We start from the raw sequence: 16,974 nt of genomic DNA on the forward strand, positions 1-16,974 counted from the left end.
TCACTCACTCCTTATAAATAATATTCAGGTTCAACTTGATGATGATTCAATGCAAATGTTTCCATAATATCATTACGAATCTTAAGTAGGTGGCTATCATTACGACTGCGTGGATGTGATGCTGTAATATCATATTGCGAAATAATATTGCATCCTTCTCCTAATAGAACAATGCGGTCGGAAAGATAAATAGCTTCATCAATATCGTGAGTGACTAAGATAATAGTTGATTCCGTTTTGTGTTTTAGTTGCACTAGTTGATCTTGAAGTTTATAGCGTGTAAACGCATCTAATGCACCTAATGGCTCATCCATCAATATAACGTTAGGCTTATGCACATGCGCTCGACATAATGCTACACGTTGTTTCATACCTCCGGACAGTTGCTCGGGAAAATGCTTTCCTCTGCCTTCTAAATCAACTAATTTAAGCTGTGCGTTAATCTCTTCATCACTAATTTTCTGTTGGAATCCAATCCTAATGTTGTCATTAATCGTTTTCCATGGCAGCAGATTATGATGTTGAAATAGCATTAAACAATCTGGAGACGGCTGTTGTTTAATTTCGTTATCAATAATGACACGACCAGATGATGGATAAATAAATCCACCGATGATATTGAGTAAAGTAGACTTCCCGCAACCACTTTTCCCTATAAAAGTGACTATTTCTCCCTTGCTAATCTCCAAATTAAAGTTATGAATTACTTTATGTGATCCAAAGTGATGTTGTAATTGTTGAATTTTAATCATGACAAGCCCCCTTTTAACCCCTACCGTTTTAATAAGAATTAAATGTATATCTAAAGGGCTATGCCAAACACAGCCCTTGAATCGTGAATTGTTATATCTATAGATGATTATGGTTTGGTGCGAGCGCTCTTATAACATAAGCGTTATTCAATTAACGACGTTATATTAATTTCAGCTCTACAAAATTTCAATAAAATGATTGTTTTAGCCAATAATTGCATATAGTTCATTAGTTTTGCCATATCAACTACTTACATTTATAGCATTGAGCTATTCTAATTAACTGCCATCGTAATCCACGCCAAACCTATATACATATATCTCATCAATTTGTTGTCTTATTAAAGTTTTTCGATGCCATCAATCGGTGTATCAACTGCTTTGCGCGCGCGACGTACCGCTTCTTCATCAGGTGCGTTGTATAAACAAATACATTTAGACATATCTTCACATACATATGTGCGTTTAAATTCAACTTCTGGTACTTCTTCATAATGAACAGAATTTTTCTTTTTACGTGCTAAATATTGATCCATCGTAATGCCTTCTGGAATGTTCCAAGTTACAAGGTAATCAACATGTGCATCACCATTTTTAACTTCATCTAAATCTTTTCCAACTAAGCGAACTTCTTTGACTAATTGAATACTAATACCAGCTTCGGTTAAAAATTGTTTAGCTTCTGCTTCGTCATTTGCTTCTACAATAAAATAACCATGAGTTAAATTTTCAGTAGCTTGTACTTCAATTAATGTTGGAATTGTCTTCGTAGATAGTGATGCTGCCTTTGCTTCTAGTTCTTCTTTCGTTGATGCAAAATCAAGATTGTTAGCTTCTAATAAAAATAATGTCATTAATAAGACCTCCTATAACAATGGTTGAAAAAATATTACTATAATTCTTATCAGATTACAAGGATATTGAGCGATTTTTTTAAATATTTAGATAAAATTCTGTAAAATATATTTTCAAAGAGTATAAAAATCATGTTAGGGTATAAGTAAATAAACATATATATAGGGGGCTATCATTATGGATAAAGAATCCGTCGTAGCAAGTTTAGCAAGAAACAAAAAGATTGCTGTAGAAACAATGGCCGGTCAAAGATACATCATAGAACGCATTTTACATACAAATGATGAAAAACATATTCATATTTTGAAACCTAAAGATGTCGTGTTAGATGTAGATAGCATCAAAGAAATTGACGAAAATCATTTAAATGATGCAACATAATCCAAAACGAAACGTGCGCCTGAGACATCAATCAATGTCTTAGGCGCTACAATGTTTTATTTATGTTAATTTGTCGAAGTATGGCTCATCTAATGGATTCAATTGCAAGTTTTCAATTTGCAACGTTGAATGTGCAATGCCATATTTTTCTTTCAACAATGATGATACTTGATCAATCGCTTGATAATCATCGCCATCATATTTTTTATCTAACACAACATGGGCGCTTAATGAATAATGCTCTGTTGTAATACTCCACAAATGAAATTCATGTACATCTAATATGCCATCTATGTTTTTAATATCTGCCATAATTTGATCCGTATCCAAATGTTGAGGCACACTTTCCATTAAAATTAACCACGCATTGCGCGTAATTTTATAACCACCACGTAAAATGATGAGTGAAATTACAATACTAATGATTGGGTCGATGATGCGCCATCCTGTAAAGTAAATCAATACAACTGCAACGATGACACCAATAGAGTTCAATAAGTCTCCCATGAAATGCCATAATGCACTTTGAATATTGATATTGTCTTCTTGTTTTAAAGACCTTACAAGGATAACAGTCAAAATAATATTGACGAGTAAACCAATACTAGCAATCATAAACATAATGCCACTTTCAATGGGTTGCGGATAAATAATACGTACAATAGCTTCATATAAAATCCAGATTGAAATTACAATTAATGCTAAACCATTTAAAAATGCAGCTAATATCTCAAATCTTAAATATCCAAATGTGTATCGTGCAGTCGGCTTCTTACTTGCAAAATAAATGGCCAACATGGATAAACCAAGTGCTAATACATCACTAAGCATATGAAATGAATCTGACAGTAATGCCAATGAATTAGATACTAAACCTCCGACAAATTCAATCACTGTAAATAACAATGTGATGATAAGTGATGCCCACAGCGTCTTTTTAGAACTTTGTTGAATTTTTTGATGATTGACATGATGAAAATATTTGTATCTGTTTATCGTATTCGCCTTTTTCCCATTCATACGTTTGCCACTCCTATTAATGCGTCGTATTTAATATTGTCGCTTTTAAAAATAATTCTTTATAGCTTCTCAGATTAATATTAATGCTTACGTAATTAACCATGATTTATACACCATCGTTCTTCACATGACAACTCATTAATCCTTACCCTTTATACCTTTATGTAATATCACCTTGGAAAAACTTTTACAGCACACTCGCTCTTTGCTTTATCCCTATCATATAGAAATTTTTAATAATGTACGTGATTATTGTGTTAGTTACATAAAAATGACAAAAAAGTATCTCAAATTTATTGTTTAGTTTCATTAAGTTCAAAAAATCGCAATAACTTTAATGATTGTTCCGCATATTAAAACAAACGATGACTTTGCATATAGAACTTCACATTTCTAAATCACCATAATTAATAAACAACTCTGTCCTAATTATAGCCGCATCGCAAATTAGCGTAATTAAAAACAGCAGTAAGATGGTTTGCAATTAAAAACCATCCTACTGCTATTATTTTAGTCATTATATCCTAATATCATTATGCATGTACCTAAATATTTGGTTTCGCTTAAAATCTAAACAACTCCGTAAACATGCTAAGACTTACCGCTAGACTGCCTACAAACACGCTTCAGAAACGCTATTTATTCTAGTACAAACCTTTTAAAGCATTGCTTGTATCAATATAAATATTTTTAACTTGTTGATAGTTACTTAACGCACCTTTATAAGTTTCTCGACCGATACCTGATTTTTTATAACCACCAAATGGTGCGCCTTCTGGTACTTGGTTGTAAGTGTTAATCCAAATACGTCCTGTACGAACAGCTTTAGCAATATTTAATGCACGTGTGATATTTTGAGAAAATACGCCGCCAGCTAAACCATACTCTGAATCATTAGCTATATCAATTGCTTCTTGATCGTCCTTCACTTTAATCACTGTTAAAACTGGTCCAAATATTTCTTCTTGCGCTAATTTATGATGATTATCTGGCACAGCAATTAATGTCGGTTCAAAGAAGAATCCTTTATCTAACCCATTTTCAGTTAAACGATGACCACCTGCTAAAATTTGTGCATCTGATTCTTTTGCTGCATCAATATATGATTGAATTTTATCTAATTGATCCTTACCAGTTTGACTACCCATTTGTGTAGCTTCATCTTGTGGGTCTCCAACTTTAATATTTGAAAATGCCTCTTGTAAACGTGGCACCAATTGATCATAAATTTTTTCATGAACTAATAATCGAGAACCTGCACTACATACTTCACCTTGGTTGAATAAAATACCTAACTGAATACCTTCAACTGCAAGGTCTAAATTAGCATCATCTAATATGATATTGGCGCTTTTACCACCAAGCTCTAATGTAGCGGGTACTAGATGCTTTGCTGCAGCTTCGGCAACTTGATAACCTACATCAGTTGAGCCCGTAAATGATAATTTATCTACACCATCATGATTGAAAATTGCATTACCTGATTCTGAACCTTTACCCGTTAGTATATTGACAACACCTTTAGGTAATACCTCTTGGAAAATTTTAGCAACTTCCAATAAACTTAATGGTGTTGAAGACGAAGGTTGAATCACAATTGTATTACCTGCAGCAATGGCTGGCGCAATCTTCCATGCAGCTAATAGCATTGGGAAGTTCCAAGCAACAACAGCACCTACGACGCCAATCGGCTCATGTCGTACGATACTCATTGTGTCTTTATCGATATCATTCACTGTACCTTCTTCTGTTTCAATAACACTTGCGAAATAATGGAAATGTCTTGCAGCAAATGGAATATCAATTGCTGTTGTCTCACGAATCGGTTTACCATTATTTAATGTTTCAATCATTGCAATTTTATCTTTTTGTGCCATTAATTTATCACCAATATCACGCAACATTTGTGCACGTTCTGATTTAGAAGTTAATGACCATGTTTCAAATGCCTCTTGCGCCACTTCGACGGCATGATCGACATCTTTATCTTTTGCTCTTGTAATATGTGATAGTGTTTCTCCAGTTGCTGGATTAGTCACTTCGATTGTTTCGTCACTGCTACCTTTAACAAATTCCCCATTGATAAATAAACCATAATTCTCTGCAATATAATCTCGAACGTTTACTGCCATATTATCTCTCCTTTGTTTATTGGCTATAATATAAATCTCTTAGCATCATATTTAATAATGCTTTTAAACGATATGATTCACATTATATAGTAAGCGTTTACATTTTATAAAATAATCAGCTCACAGAAGTCTCATTTTTAAAACTTTTGCGTCGTTTTTGCACATAAAAATAATCTTATTTTCGAAAACATATTGCACTTTTCAAAAATAAAACACATAATATAACTATAATACTTGAGAACAATTCTCATTAAATAGTTTATTTGTTATGAAAGTCGCACTTAAAATGCGTTAATGGGACAAGGATAATTCAACAACGTTTCATTTTACTGAGTCATTGCACTTATCATACACATTATATTTAGCATGATTTATATTACTAAAACAATATTACATGCGCATTAGTACTAGAATGGAGTTTTTACAATGCGACTTATTTTAATCGTCATTGGCTTAATATTTACAGCGCTTGGTATTGCAGGTGCCGTATTACCTTTACTGCCAACGACCCCTTTTTTACTCGTAGCAGTTTTTTGTTTTGCTCGAAGTTCAGATCGCTTTTACAATTGGCTTATTAATCAAAAAATTTATAAAGAATATGTAGAAAACTTTTATTTACATCGAGGCTACACGCTACAACAGAAAATTAAAATTTTAATTAGCTTATACATTGTAATAGGTTTTTCAATTTATATGGTGGATGTTCTTGCAGTCCGTGTAGGATTAATCATAATGGTTATCATACAAACCGCTGTACTCTTTACATTTGTAAAAACATTACCCAAATCAAATAATAAAATAGAGGAGTGATTGCCCATGTTTATGGCAGAAAATAGATTACAATTACAAAAAGGCAGTGCAGAAGAAACGATTGAACGTTTTTACAATAGACAAGGTATTGAAACTATTGAAGGCTTCCAACAAATGTTTGTCACTAAAACATTAAATACCGAGGATACAGACGAAGTTAAAATCTTAACTATTTGGGAATCTGAAGATAGCTTTAATAATTGGTTGAATTCCGATGTATTTAAAGAAGCTCATAAAAATGTACGTTTAAAAAGTGATGACGATGGACAGCAAAGTCCAATATTATCAAATAAAGTATTCAAATATGATATTGGCTACCACTATCAAAAATAAACATATTAAAAACCCCTAGTCACCGCTGGTTGTCTAAACCTACTTCATGATTAGGGATTTTTTATTATTTGTGACGTAAAGGTACGAATTCATCCGGCTTGTCTGAACGCAATCCAAAATAATATTCTATTGCTTCACAAATACGTCGTGATGCTTGTCCATCACCATATGGATTATTCGCTTGACTCATACGTTGATACGCTTCATCATCCTCAATCAATTGTTTCACATTTCGAACAATATTGTCATAATCTGTGCCAATTACTCTCGATGTTCCCGCCTCAACGCCTTCTGGACGCTCTGTATGATTCCTTAATACCAACACAGGTTTTCCAAATGTAGGAGCCTCCTCTTGAATACCACCAGAATCTGTCAGCACAAGGTACGATTGATTTGTAAAATTATGAAACTCAATCGCATCTAATGGCTCAATTAATTCAATCCGATTTCTCCCAGATAAATATTTTTCGGCAATCGCTCTTACCTTTGGATTACGATGCATTGGATAAATGAAGACAACATCTTTATATTCATCTGCCAAATCTCTTACTGCTTTAAAAATCTGATGCATCGGTTCCCCAATATTTTCACGACGATGCGCTGTTAGTAAAATAACTTTCTTGCCTTTATGTTTATTAATAATCGTTGAAACAAAATCATTTTGAACTGTTGTTGACAATGCGTCAATAACTGTATTTCCAGTAATAAAGATACTCTCTTTGTCTTTGTTTTCAAAAAGTAAATTTTTAGCTGCAATTACTGTTGGCGCAAAATTCAATTCAGCAATATTACTCACCATGACTCGATTTAACTCTTCAGGAAATGGTGAGTATTTCTGATGTGTTCGAAGTCCAGCTTCTACATGTCCGACCGGAATTTGATGATAAAATGCTGCCAAACTTCCTACAAAAGTCGTTGTAGTATCACCATGTACTAAAATCATATCCGGCTGTTCCTCATTAATGATGCTATCAAGTTTAGCAAGCGCATTCGCCGTAATGCCCGCTAACGTTTGTTGATCTTGCATAATATTTAAATCATGATCAGCTTGAATATCAAATATACTTAACACACTATCTAACATATCTCTATGTTGTGCTGTAATCACAATATTCGCTTCAAAGTTCCCATTATGATCAATTTCTTTTACTAATGGTGCCATTTTTATTGCTTCGGGTCTCGTACCGAAAATAACCATAATTTTTTTCATAACATTATCCTCTCTGAAGTTCAAACACATGACAGCTTATCTTTCCTTAATCATGTATGCCCTAGTTTGACACATTTTATTTGTCGATAAAATTAAATATATTGCCATAATTATAATACGATACATCTTCAAATGATGATTTCACAACATTTTTTGTATCAAAAATCACTTTATGCTTCATTTTATCAAAATGACTGTCCGATAAATTTTTAAATTCTGAGTGGTCACTTAAAATCAATACTAGCGATGCGTCTTTGACAGCATGTGACATATCATGTTCCACAAAATCTAATTCAACATGTGGATCATAAGCACATACCTCTATGTCTGGTTCTTGATTTAATAGCTCATAAATATCAAATGCTGGTGATTCTCTTATATCATCAACATCACCTTTATAAGTTAAACCAAAGACTGTGACTTTATTCCCACTCAACGCTTTGATGATTTGCTTCGTTGTATCAACAACATAGGCCGGCATTGAATTATTAATTTCACGTCCAGTTTGAATTAACTTTGCATTTTCAGGGTCTTTAGCAATAATAAAGTACGGATCAACAGCTAAACAATGACCGCCTACACCTGGACCAGGTTGATGGATATTAACACGCGGATGTTTGTTTGCCATTTCAATCACATCTAATACATTAATATTTAAGTTATTGCAAATTTTTGTTAATTCATTAGCTAAAGAAATGTTCACGTCTCTATATGTGTTTTCCATTAGCTTACTCATTTCAGCAGTACGTGCATCTGTTTCAATCATTTCTCCCTGAACGAATGTGCGATAGACACGTTTACCCGCTTCAATACAAGCTTTAGTCACACCGCCAATGATACGATTGTTATGAACTAATTCTTCTAAAATTTTTCCTGGCAGTACACGTTCTGGACAATGCACTAAATAAATATCTACACCTATTGTAAACCCTAAATTTTCAATGACTGGTTTTACAAAATCATCCATCGTTTTAGGCGCAATTGTCGACTCCACAATAATGGTATTTCCTTTTTCTAAAAATGGTAAAATACTATCTAATGCACGCATAACTAGCGAAATGTCACATGACCGGTACTGATCATCATTATTCGGCGTCGGAACGGCAATGATAAAAACATCAGATGCTTCTGGCGTTGTAGATACCTTTAATTTTCCCGATGACAGTACCTCTTCATAAACCTCTTGTAATCCAGGTTCTTCAATACTAATTTGACCACTTTGTAACTTATCAATCGTTTGCTGATTAATATCAACACCAAGCACATCGACGCCATGCTTTGCAAACATAATTGATGTTGGTAAACCAATATAACCTAAGCCAACTACTGTTAACTTCATACTATAACCTCCAAATAAAACGATTTGTATGTTGATTTTATTTAATAGATGACTTATGCCTTATCTTTGGTTGTCGTTTCATCCATGATGTCCGCAATAACAAGTGACATTTTTCCAGGAATAACTTCAAGTGCATTATTATTTTCATATAACGTATTGCTGTATGTTAAATTGCCGAATAATTTTCTAAATACCGACAACTTATTAAAATACTTATTTAGCATTGAAGGCATGTTGATCAATACCGTTTTACGATGTGATTGGCGACGTATTTCATACATTACTGACGATGTATCAAAGTAAAAACTATCTTGAGGATGATACACTCCTGTCACTTCTAATGATATTAATTGATCAATAAATGCTGTCAGATGTTTAATATATAATGCACTGCGCTGATTGTTAATATTTGGAATGATTGGCAATCGCTTTGACAATTGCATTAACCGTTGGAAATTTCCTGGGCAATGTGCACCATAAATCATTGGTGGTCTCACAATTGCAACTTTAAACGAATCACTAATCAACGCTTGTAATGCTTGTTCAGCGAACTTTTTGGAAATACCATAATTGGTCGTAGGATTCATTGGTGTTTGTGTATCAATTTGATCTGATTTACCAACCTGACCTTCTTTTCCATAAACTGCCATAGTACTCATAAAAATAAATTGTTTAATGTCTTCAGCTTTAGCCTTTTGTGCCAATTGTTTCGTAAGCAACATATTCACTTGCATATAATCAGATAGCCTTGCTTGAGGTGAATTGTTGTGAACCAAAGCTGCTGTATGAATTAAAACATCATAATCTTTGAACGAGGTCGACTTCCATAATTGATTCCTAACATTAATTTGATCCACTTGATGTCCTTGTTCAATAAGCTTATCTTTTAAAGCATTACCGATATATCCATGTATGCCTGTAATTAAAATATTTTTTCTCATTAGTGATGCACACCTTCTGAAGTAACGATATTTTTAATTGTTTTATATATGATATACATATCAAGCATCATAGATTGATGTGTTAAGTAATAATGATCATACGCTACTTTTTGATCATCAGTAATATCATCTCTCCCCATCACTTGAGCTAGCCCTGTTACACCTGGTCTAATTGTATGCACGTTCGCTTTTGTACGTTTTTCAATTAATTCGTATTGATTATAAAGAGCTGGTCTAGGACCTACAATTGACATTTCTCCTTTTAAAACATTCAATAATTGTGGCAATTCATCAATAGAGGTCTTACGAATGACCTTCCCTGTCTTTGTTATATACGATGTTGAATCCATTAAATCAGTTGCAACATTAGGTGTGTCTATTTTCATTGATCTAAACTTATAAATATTAAACAATTCATTATTAATCGTCGGTCTTTTTTGTTTGAAAATGGCTGGTCCAGATGATTCCATTTTAATTAGTAATGCTGTAATTAACAGAATCGGACTTAAAACTACTAAACCATATATTGAACTCACTACATCGAATAATCGCTTCATAATTATCTCCTCACTTCAACAGATTGTAATACTTCATAGTATTAATTTCTCTCGTATATTTATCTTTAAACAGTTGATGTGCGCGCTCACCCATCTCGTGCAATTCCTTACTCGAGTGAGTGTTGATGAAGTTATAAATGGCATGTGCATCGCCATTATCAATTTGGATACCCGCATCATATTGTTCAACATGTTGAACGATATCAGATTGCTTATCCATGATGAGTACCAACGGTTTCTTAGCTGCAAGGTAGCCATAATTCTTGCTCGGAACGCCTAAACCGACGCCTTCTTTAATCAGCGATGCAATACATACATCCGCAATTTTTAATACGTCAGCATAGTCTGTACCTGTTAAAAACTCAAACATTTTAACATTTTCAATACGATGGTCTTCTATTGCCGTTTTGACATCTGCAAATTTCTTACCATGACCACAAAGTATTGTTAACGTTTGAGGCTGATCCTTATTTAATTTTAAAAATGAGATAAGTGTCTCCATATCCTGTAACTGCCCCATATTACCGCTATACAATAAAATTTTGTCGTATTGCTCACGGTAAGCTTTAAATGTGTCATTATAGATACGATTGTCTTGTAACTGACGCATGTCATACCAATTAGGAATCACATGAATATTATCAGGATTTTTAGAAATTTGATGATTTACTAAGTAGTTTTTCATTTCCGTACCAAGGACAATGACATTTTCAGCATTCTTGTAGACATGTTTATTAATGTAACGCATCAGTTTATCAATCATGCTACCTGGACGTGTTGCACCTGTCTTAATCGCATTATCAGGTGCTATATCATACACCACAAAAGAATATTTTTTCTTAAGCAGTCTGTGTAGAACGTCTGGTATTAATGGCAAGATTGGTGGATTAGAGTAAACAAGAATCTGATCATATTTCAACATTTTAGGTATATTAATCACGAATTTTGAAAATAAACTAAAGAAATTGATGATCCTTCCAACCTTACTTTTGTTATTAAACCTCGAATACTTGAGACGTCGAATGCGAATACCACGATGCATCTCGGTTTTAGCAACCTGTTTATGATTACTATATTCATATGGCCATCCACACATGACATCGACATTAATGTGATTCGCAATTAAATCTTCCGCCAATTGAGTTGGTAACGTCGCAGAAGATACATATTCCGGATAAAAATACTGACATAAAATCAAAATCTTTTTTTCACTCATCTAATCGACGTCCTTTTTATTAATGAATTTAGACTAAGAATTTTTGAACTGTTTATTTTTAGCAAAATAATAGAGTGCTATGAAAAATATCATGTACGATACGATTAAAACAACTGTATTAATAGATACAAAATTTAAAAAAGTTAAATTAAGCATTTTTGATATAACAAATGTTACAGTAGTACCTATTAAAAATAACGCTTGTAGTATTAATTCTAACTGTTGTTTTTGTAATACAATCACAGAAAGTGATACCGTTGATACAATCAGTCTTATAACAAATAATGGGATAACAATTTTTATAACTGTAATTGCGTCAACCCAGCTGTGTCCTAATAATATATTGACTAATTCTTCACTGAACAAATAAAGTGGCACATAAAGAATTATAGAAACTATAACCAGTATGGAACTAAATTTAAGTAATAAATTTCGGAAGTTACCATGCTCAATATAATAGTCATTAGCTTGTTGCATAAATATTTTTGATAACCCTAAAGAAATAATTGTCACTGGTATGCCTAGTACTCTTATGGCCATACCATAAATACCTACTTCTGTATTGGTATACAAAATACCTATAAAGAACACAACAACCGAGAAAGACAAACTATTTAATAATATTGATGGTGTTGAATAAACTAACTGATTTTTATTTTCTAAAAATAATGCTTTAGTTTCTTCTTTATCTCTCACAATATTAAAGTGCTTTTTAAACGTTTTATATCCTAGTGTAATGCCTGCGATATAGGATAATGAAAAACCAATAATTAATCCTAGACTTCCTAATGCTAAAAGTCCGAAAATGATTTGAAGTAAAGCCATTGATCCAGCTCTAAACACATTAATCAAACTTAACACTTTATATTTTCTTTCCTTATTTAGATAATTTGTAAAAATGTTTGTTAAACTTACCAAAAACAACATAATAATAATGAAAATAAAATCTAATATAAAGTTTGGGTATAACCATGCACTAATCGCAAATATTGGTATCAGTATTAATAAAATAAGCAATGATATCAAAAAACTGATTTGTGAAAGTATATTAGCACTACGGTCATTTTTGGTATTCACAATCAACAAATCGTATCTTGCATTTATTATTGGTATTAAAATCATTGCGATATTTGAAAAAATTGTAAACTCACCAAATTCTGTAGGTGAATATAGTCTTGTAATAATTGGGGTAGTGATGATTAATATGACTTGAGCGATGCCACTGCTTAAAATCATTAAGAACGAATCGCCAATAAATTTATTTAATCTCATAATTAACCTCAGATTTTCTTGATGACTTTCGCTGGATTTCCACCTATAACAACGTTACCTTCTGGAAAACTTTTTGTTACAACCGACCCAGCCCCTACAATTGTATGTTCCCCCAATTCTACTCCTGGTAATATAACTGAGTTCATTCCAATCCAACTATAATTCCCTATTTTGACATCTTCACCTGGTGCATGTGACTTCAAATTTTTAATATTATGATTAGCTGTAATAATACCTACGTTAGGCGCTATATAAACACCTCTACCTATATATATAACTGCTGAAAAATTATTAAAATACGTCCCGGGCGATTGGAAAATATGAATATCATTTTTATCAAAAACAATGTTATTAGGGTTATGCATTCTAACAGTTATATCTGCAGGAAATGGCAAGCTCGTATTTATTCCTAACAACTTGAACGGAACAGCTTTCCATGCCCATAACCATCCAGCCACTTTATTTTCAAAATAATATCCAGTTAAATATTCTTTCTTATAAAATAATAATAGTGGTGTATTCATTAATCTAAATATTTTCGATTTCATAAATGTTTTTACAATCATTCTATCCCTACTTTTTTAGTAAATTTTTTTATTATAATGCCTGGGATAATAGCTATAACATATACAACTAAAATCATAGAAATCAATGTGATTAATGGTGTCGGGTGACTAAAAATACTCGTAATAAGTCTCATATAAATATATGTACCGATAAATATCACTTCTAACGAATGACTCTTCCGAATAATATACTCACTCAGAAATGCAAAAAAGATATTTGCAATTAAATTCAAATAGAAGAATAAGGGTCCAAAATAAATAATTCCATATCCAGCACTCGAAATTAGATGCCCAGTCAATTGTTTACTACCATATATCAATTGGTTAAAAAGTTGGCTAGTAATCAACTGCTTTTTATCTACAAAGAAATTAAACCCAAAAACAGCTCTAGTATTATCAAATAAATATTGTTTGAACGAACCATTATAGTAATTCAAATAGTCTATAGAAGCTGCAATATTGCTAGGTCCATAAAAATATGACTGCAACGTGTCAACTATCTTAAGATTACTTACACTTGTACTATTTAACGCCTCGCTATATGAACTATAATTAAACACATACAATTCTTTATATAGTGTCATCAATGCTAATACGAAAATACCAACAGATATAATAATGATATTGATACGTCTTTTGTGTTTAGAAAACAAGAGTGACACCACTGTTAAAACAGCAACCATCGTATAAAGTTGATAACTTCTTCTTTCACCAACAATTAAACTAATATTTAAAATTCCTATAGCTAGCGGCAATACAACATAAATAATTTTAGGATTCTCTTTATACTTTTTATATGAAGCATATGCGATTATTAAGAATAATAACGCTAAGGCAAGTTGAAATAGCATTACAAAAAGGACATTTAAACCACTTGTTGCTTCGGTTCCTCTTCCCATTGCATCTGTTTTAATAATTAAAAATGATATGTTTTTGCGCACTTCGGGAAAAGCTACAAAAATCCCACAAATAACAAGACCAAACACAATGTAATAAATTGATGATCCAGAAAGTGTAAAGCTATTTCTTGATACCACTTCATGTTTGAATAATTTAGATAGTATCAATATAAATAGCGATCCTATGATAAACTCCACACTCATATAAATAACCGCTTGATTAAAATAAGCTTGTCCTAATGGTAAATTATCTATAGTTGAATCCTGGAAAAACACTATCATAGCAGGTATAAATACTAATCTAAGAAAACCTAAAACATCGTATACAATTTTCGAAAATTTAAAATTCGGATTATTCGAGAAGCTTATAAAGAGCTTTCCTACTCCATAACTTATAGGTGCTAAAAATAATAAAGGTTTATCACCTAACATAAGGCAAGGAAACATTAAAATGGCAATAACATATGAAGTGACATTATATATCTTATTCATTAAATATCCTGCCTATCTCTTGATAGAACTGTTTATTATTTTCAATTACATCGTTTCTATAAGCTTCTCTTTTATGATTAATGTCCATTACATCCAAATTGTTATACCAATCCATCAATTCATCACCAATACCTTTTAAATTTTCTGGATTAACACTAAAACCCAGTCCGAATTTATTAGCTTCTGTAGCGGTGAATGTATCGTCTGTTGTAATAATAGGTTTGTTTAAAAACAACGCATAATACATTCTTATGGATAAAGCAGTATCTAAAGCAATATTTTGATTACCAAACAAATTATTAAGTATATCAATTTTATTTAAATATTTTGGGGTTTCTTTCAAGTCAAAACCGCCAGAAAATGTAATATTATTAATAAAATTTTCTCGAGCAAAGACTTCTAATTTTTCCGACCCTGTTCCAAAATATTGCATATGGAACCTTGAATCATTTGCCAGTTCCTTTATCAATTTTTGATTTATCTCATTAAATCTAACATTACCAATAAAACCTATATTAATTGGCCATCTTTTTTTGAATCCATCGGTCACATTACTTTCTCTAATAATACTCATGTTATAACTATAAATAATTCTATATTTTTCAGATTTAGGTAAAAATTTAAGAAAACCTTCTGAAGATAATGTTGTCAGCCTGCTAGCATCAACGATTTTTTTCATTCTATACTTAATAAGTTTATTATTTTCAAAAAAGTAGTCCCTTATATTTAAAATGAATTTATTTTTATAGTGTTTTTCTAAAAAACTTTTAAATAAGTGTCCTGTATAACTTCCCCATACTATGACAAAATCATAATGATTTTCTTTAAGAATTTTCATAGCGTACGGCCTAAATCGATAGTAAGCAATAGCTTTTTTGATAAATGTCCAATCTTCTTTAATATCTACTTTATATTTATAGTAATTATTGATGCCTTGGATATGTTCTTCGATATCATATTTGTCAGTGTATATAATGTCCACCTCATTGATATTCAAATCAATGTGGTTTAAATAATGTGATAATAATGACATATGCTTAATGTTAGTAGCGCCAAGAATCGCTATCCTCATCGTCATTTCCTCCAAGTATTTCGATTGATAATATCTTTATAACTTTGAATAATTTTAACTACTTTTGTCGAAACGTTAGTGTCTTTATAATCAATAGCATCAATCATCGGTTCGTTATTGTTTTGCATCTCTCTTGCTAGTTCAACGGATTGGATTAGATTGTTATAGGTAATACCACCTACAATAACCGTACCTTTATCTAGTACTTCCGGTCTTTCTGTGGAAGTTCGAATAAGGACACCAGGGAACTTCAAAATAGACGACTCTTCTGACAATGTTCCACTATCTGATAGCACAACAAATGCATCTTTTTGCAATGCATTATAATCAAAGAAACCAAATGGCTTTAGCTGTTTAACTAATGGATCAAATTCAAATTTACTTTCTTCAATTTTCTTCCAACTTCTTGGATGCGTTGAATAAATCACAGGCATTTTATACTTTTTGGCAATATCATTTATCGCATTCATTAATGATTTAAAATTCTTTTCATTATCGATATTCTCTTCTCTATGCGCAGATACTAAAATGTATTGTTGCGGTTCTAATCCTAGTTTATTTAAAACGTCACTGTGATTAATTTTATCTCGATGCGCTTCTATCACTTCTGTCATCGGTGATCCTGTCACAAAGATATTCGCTTTATTGAAGCCTTCATCTAATAAATACCGTCTGCTATGTTCCGTATAAGGTAGATTCACATCACTGACATGGTCAACAATTTTACGATTGATTTCTTCAGGTACATTCTGATCAAAGCATCTATTACCCGCTTCCATATGGAACACAGGAATCTTTAAGCGTTTAGCAGATACTGCTGCTAAACAACTATTTGTATCACCAAGAATTAAAAGTGCATCTGGTTGTTCGCGTAATAAAACATCATATGTCTTCGCAATAATATTCCCCATCGTTTCTCCGAGGTTACTTCCAACTGCCTCTAAGTAGTGGTCCGGTTGTCTTAATTCCAAATCATCAAAGAAAATTTGATTCAATGTATAATCATAATTTTGACCAGTGTGTACTAATATCTGATTAAAATATTGATCACATGCTTTAATCGTTGATGATAAGCGAATGATTTCAGGCCTTGTACCAACTATTGTCATTAATTTTAGTTTTTCCAT

Annotated in this window: 17 protein-coding genes; 3 read left to right on the forward strand and 14 right to left on the reverse strand. The window is 32.2% G+C overall.

Features of this window, described 5'->3' with window-relative positions; all coding sequences use genetic code 11:
- Positions 1-11: 11 nt before the first annotated feature.
- Positions 12-752, reverse strand: a complete 741-nt coding sequence (locus ACXQH5_RS04790) for an ABC transporter ATP-binding protein (protein ID WP_000590858.1) — start codon at positions 750-752, stop codon at positions 12-14.
- A gap of 341 nt (positions 753-1,093) precedes the next feature.
- A complete protein-coding gene (locus ACXQH5_RS04795) occupies positions 1,094-1,606 on the reverse strand; it encodes a DUF4242 domain-containing protein (RefSeq protein ID WP_000171922.1) in 513 nt (170 codons plus the stop codon).
- 178 nt (positions 1,607-1,784) lie between these two features.
- Between ACXQH5_RS04795 and ACXQH5_RS04800 the strand changes: the two genes are divergently transcribed.
- Positions 1,785-1,988 (forward strand): hypothetical protein, encoded by a 204-nt coding sequence (locus tag ACXQH5_RS04800; protein ID WP_000356963.1) that lies wholly within the window; start codon positions 1,785-1,787, stop codon positions 1,986-1,988.
- A gap of 60 nt (positions 1,989-2,048) precedes the next feature.
- Here the strand turns inward: ACXQH5_RS04800 and ACXQH5_RS04805 are convergent, their stop codons facing one another.
- Both ACXQH5_RS04805 and ACXQH5_RS04810 read right to left on the reverse strand, forming a co-directional pair.
- Positions 2,049-3,008 (reverse strand): cation diffusion facilitator family transporter, encoded by a 960-nt coding sequence (locus ACXQH5_RS04805; protein WP_001013483.1) that lies wholly within the window; start codon positions 3,006-3,008, stop codon positions 2,049-2,051.
- A 644-nt stretch (positions 3,009-3,652) separates the two neighbouring features.
- Entirely contained in the window at positions 3,653-5,140 is a 1,488-nt protein-coding gene (locus ACXQH5_RS04810) for an aldehyde dehydrogenase family protein (protein WP_000290392.1), read from the reverse strand.
- 426 nt (positions 5,141-5,566) lie between these two features.
- Here ACXQH5_RS04810 and ACXQH5_RS04815 point away from each other — a divergent pair, with 426 nt between their 5' ends.
- Positions 5,567-5,950 (forward strand): YbaN family protein, encoded by a 384-nt coding sequence (locus ACXQH5_RS04815; protein WP_001237005.1) that lies wholly within the window; start codon positions 5,567-5,569, stop codon positions 5,948-5,950.
- Positions 5,951-5,956: 6 nt separating this feature from the next.
- The gene (gene isdI, locus ACXQH5_RS04820; protein ID WP_000480603.1) at positions 5,957-6,283 is read left to right on the forward strand and encodes a staphylobilin-forming heme oxygenase IsdI; all 327 of its coding nucleotides are present in this window, start codon (positions 5,957-5,959) and stop codon (positions 6,281-6,283) included.
- 64 nt (positions 6,284-6,347) lie between these two features.
- Here isdI and cap8P read toward each other — a convergent pair whose 3' ends face one another.
- The 10 genes from cap8P to cap8G form a co-directional block, all read right to left on the reverse strand.
- On the reverse strand, positions 6,348-7,493 hold the full coding sequence (gene cap8P, locus ACXQH5_RS04825) for a type 8 capsular polysaccharide synthesis protein Cap8P (protein ID WP_000723443.1): 1,146 nt from the start codon (positions 7,491-7,493) through the stop codon (positions 6,348-6,350).
- Between the two features lie 76 nt (positions 7,494-7,569).
- A complete protein-coding gene (gene cap8O, locus ACXQH5_RS04830) occupies positions 7,570-8,832 on the reverse strand; it encodes a type 8 capsular polysaccharide synthesis protein Cap8O (protein ID WP_000779512.1) in 1,263 nt (420 codons plus the stop codon).
- Between the two features lie 53 nt (positions 8,833-8,885).
- The gene (gene capN / locus ACXQH5_RS04835; RefSeq protein ID WP_001230666.1) at positions 8,886-9,773 is read right to left on the reverse strand and encodes a capsular polysaccharide type 5/8 biosynthesis epimerase CapN; all 888 of its coding nucleotides are present in this window, start codon (positions 9,771-9,773) and stop codon (positions 8,886-8,888) included.
- Positions 9,773-10,330, reverse strand: coding sequence for a type 8 capsular polysaccharide synthesis protein Cap8M (cap8M, locus tag ACXQH5_RS04840; RefSeq protein ID WP_000825102.1), 558 nt, complete (start codon positions 10,328-10,330; stop codon positions 9,773-9,775). Before cap8M ends, capN begins: the two co-directional genes overlap by 1 nt.
- 10 nt (positions 10,331-10,340) lie before the next feature.
- Positions 10,341-11,546: a type 8 capsular polysaccharide synthesis protein Cap8L gene (gene cap8L / locus ACXQH5_RS04845; RefSeq protein ID WP_001291009.1), complete on the reverse strand. Its 1,206-nt coding sequence runs from the start codon at positions 11,544-11,546 to the stop codon at positions 10,341-10,343.
- A gap of 33 nt (positions 11,547-11,579) precedes the next feature.
- Positions 11,580-12,818: a type 8 capsular polysaccharide synthesis protein Cap8K gene (cap8K, locus tag ACXQH5_RS04850; RefSeq protein ID WP_001238811.1), complete on the reverse strand. Its 1,239-nt coding sequence runs from the start codon at positions 12,816-12,818 to the stop codon at positions 11,580-11,582.
- An 8-nt stretch (positions 12,819-12,826) separates the two neighbouring features.
- Positions 12,827-13,384: a type 8 capsular polysaccharide synthesis protein Cap8J gene (gene cap8J, locus ACXQH5_RS04855; RefSeq protein WP_000636151.1), complete on the reverse strand. Its 558-nt coding sequence runs from the start codon at positions 13,382-13,384 to the stop codon at positions 12,827-12,829.
- Positions 13,381-14,775 carry a type 8 capsular polysaccharide synthesis protein Cap8I gene (gene cap8I, locus ACXQH5_RS04860; protein ID WP_001034054.1) on the reverse strand — a complete coding sequence of 465 codons (1,395 nt, stop codon included), beginning with the start codon at positions 14,773-14,775 and terminating at the stop codon, positions 13,381-13,383. The genes cap8J and cap8I overlap by 4 nt, the downstream gene beginning before the upstream one ends.
- Positions 14,768-15,847 (reverse strand): type 8 capsular polysaccharide synthesis protein Cap8H, encoded by a 1,080-nt coding sequence (cap8H, locus tag ACXQH5_RS04865; protein WP_001216931.1) that lies wholly within the window; start codon positions 15,845-15,847, stop codon positions 14,768-14,770. The genes cap8I and cap8H overlap by 8 nt, the downstream gene beginning before the upstream one ends.
- 2 nt (positions 15,848-15,849) lie before the next feature.
- Positions 15,850-16,974, reverse strand: a complete 1,125-nt coding sequence (cap8G, locus tag ACXQH5_RS04870; RefSeq protein WP_000413171.1) for a type 8 capsular polysaccharide synthesis protein Cap8G — start codon at positions 16,972-16,974, stop codon at positions 15,850-15,852.

This window comes from Staphylococcus sp. SA22 (assembly GCF_054165785.1).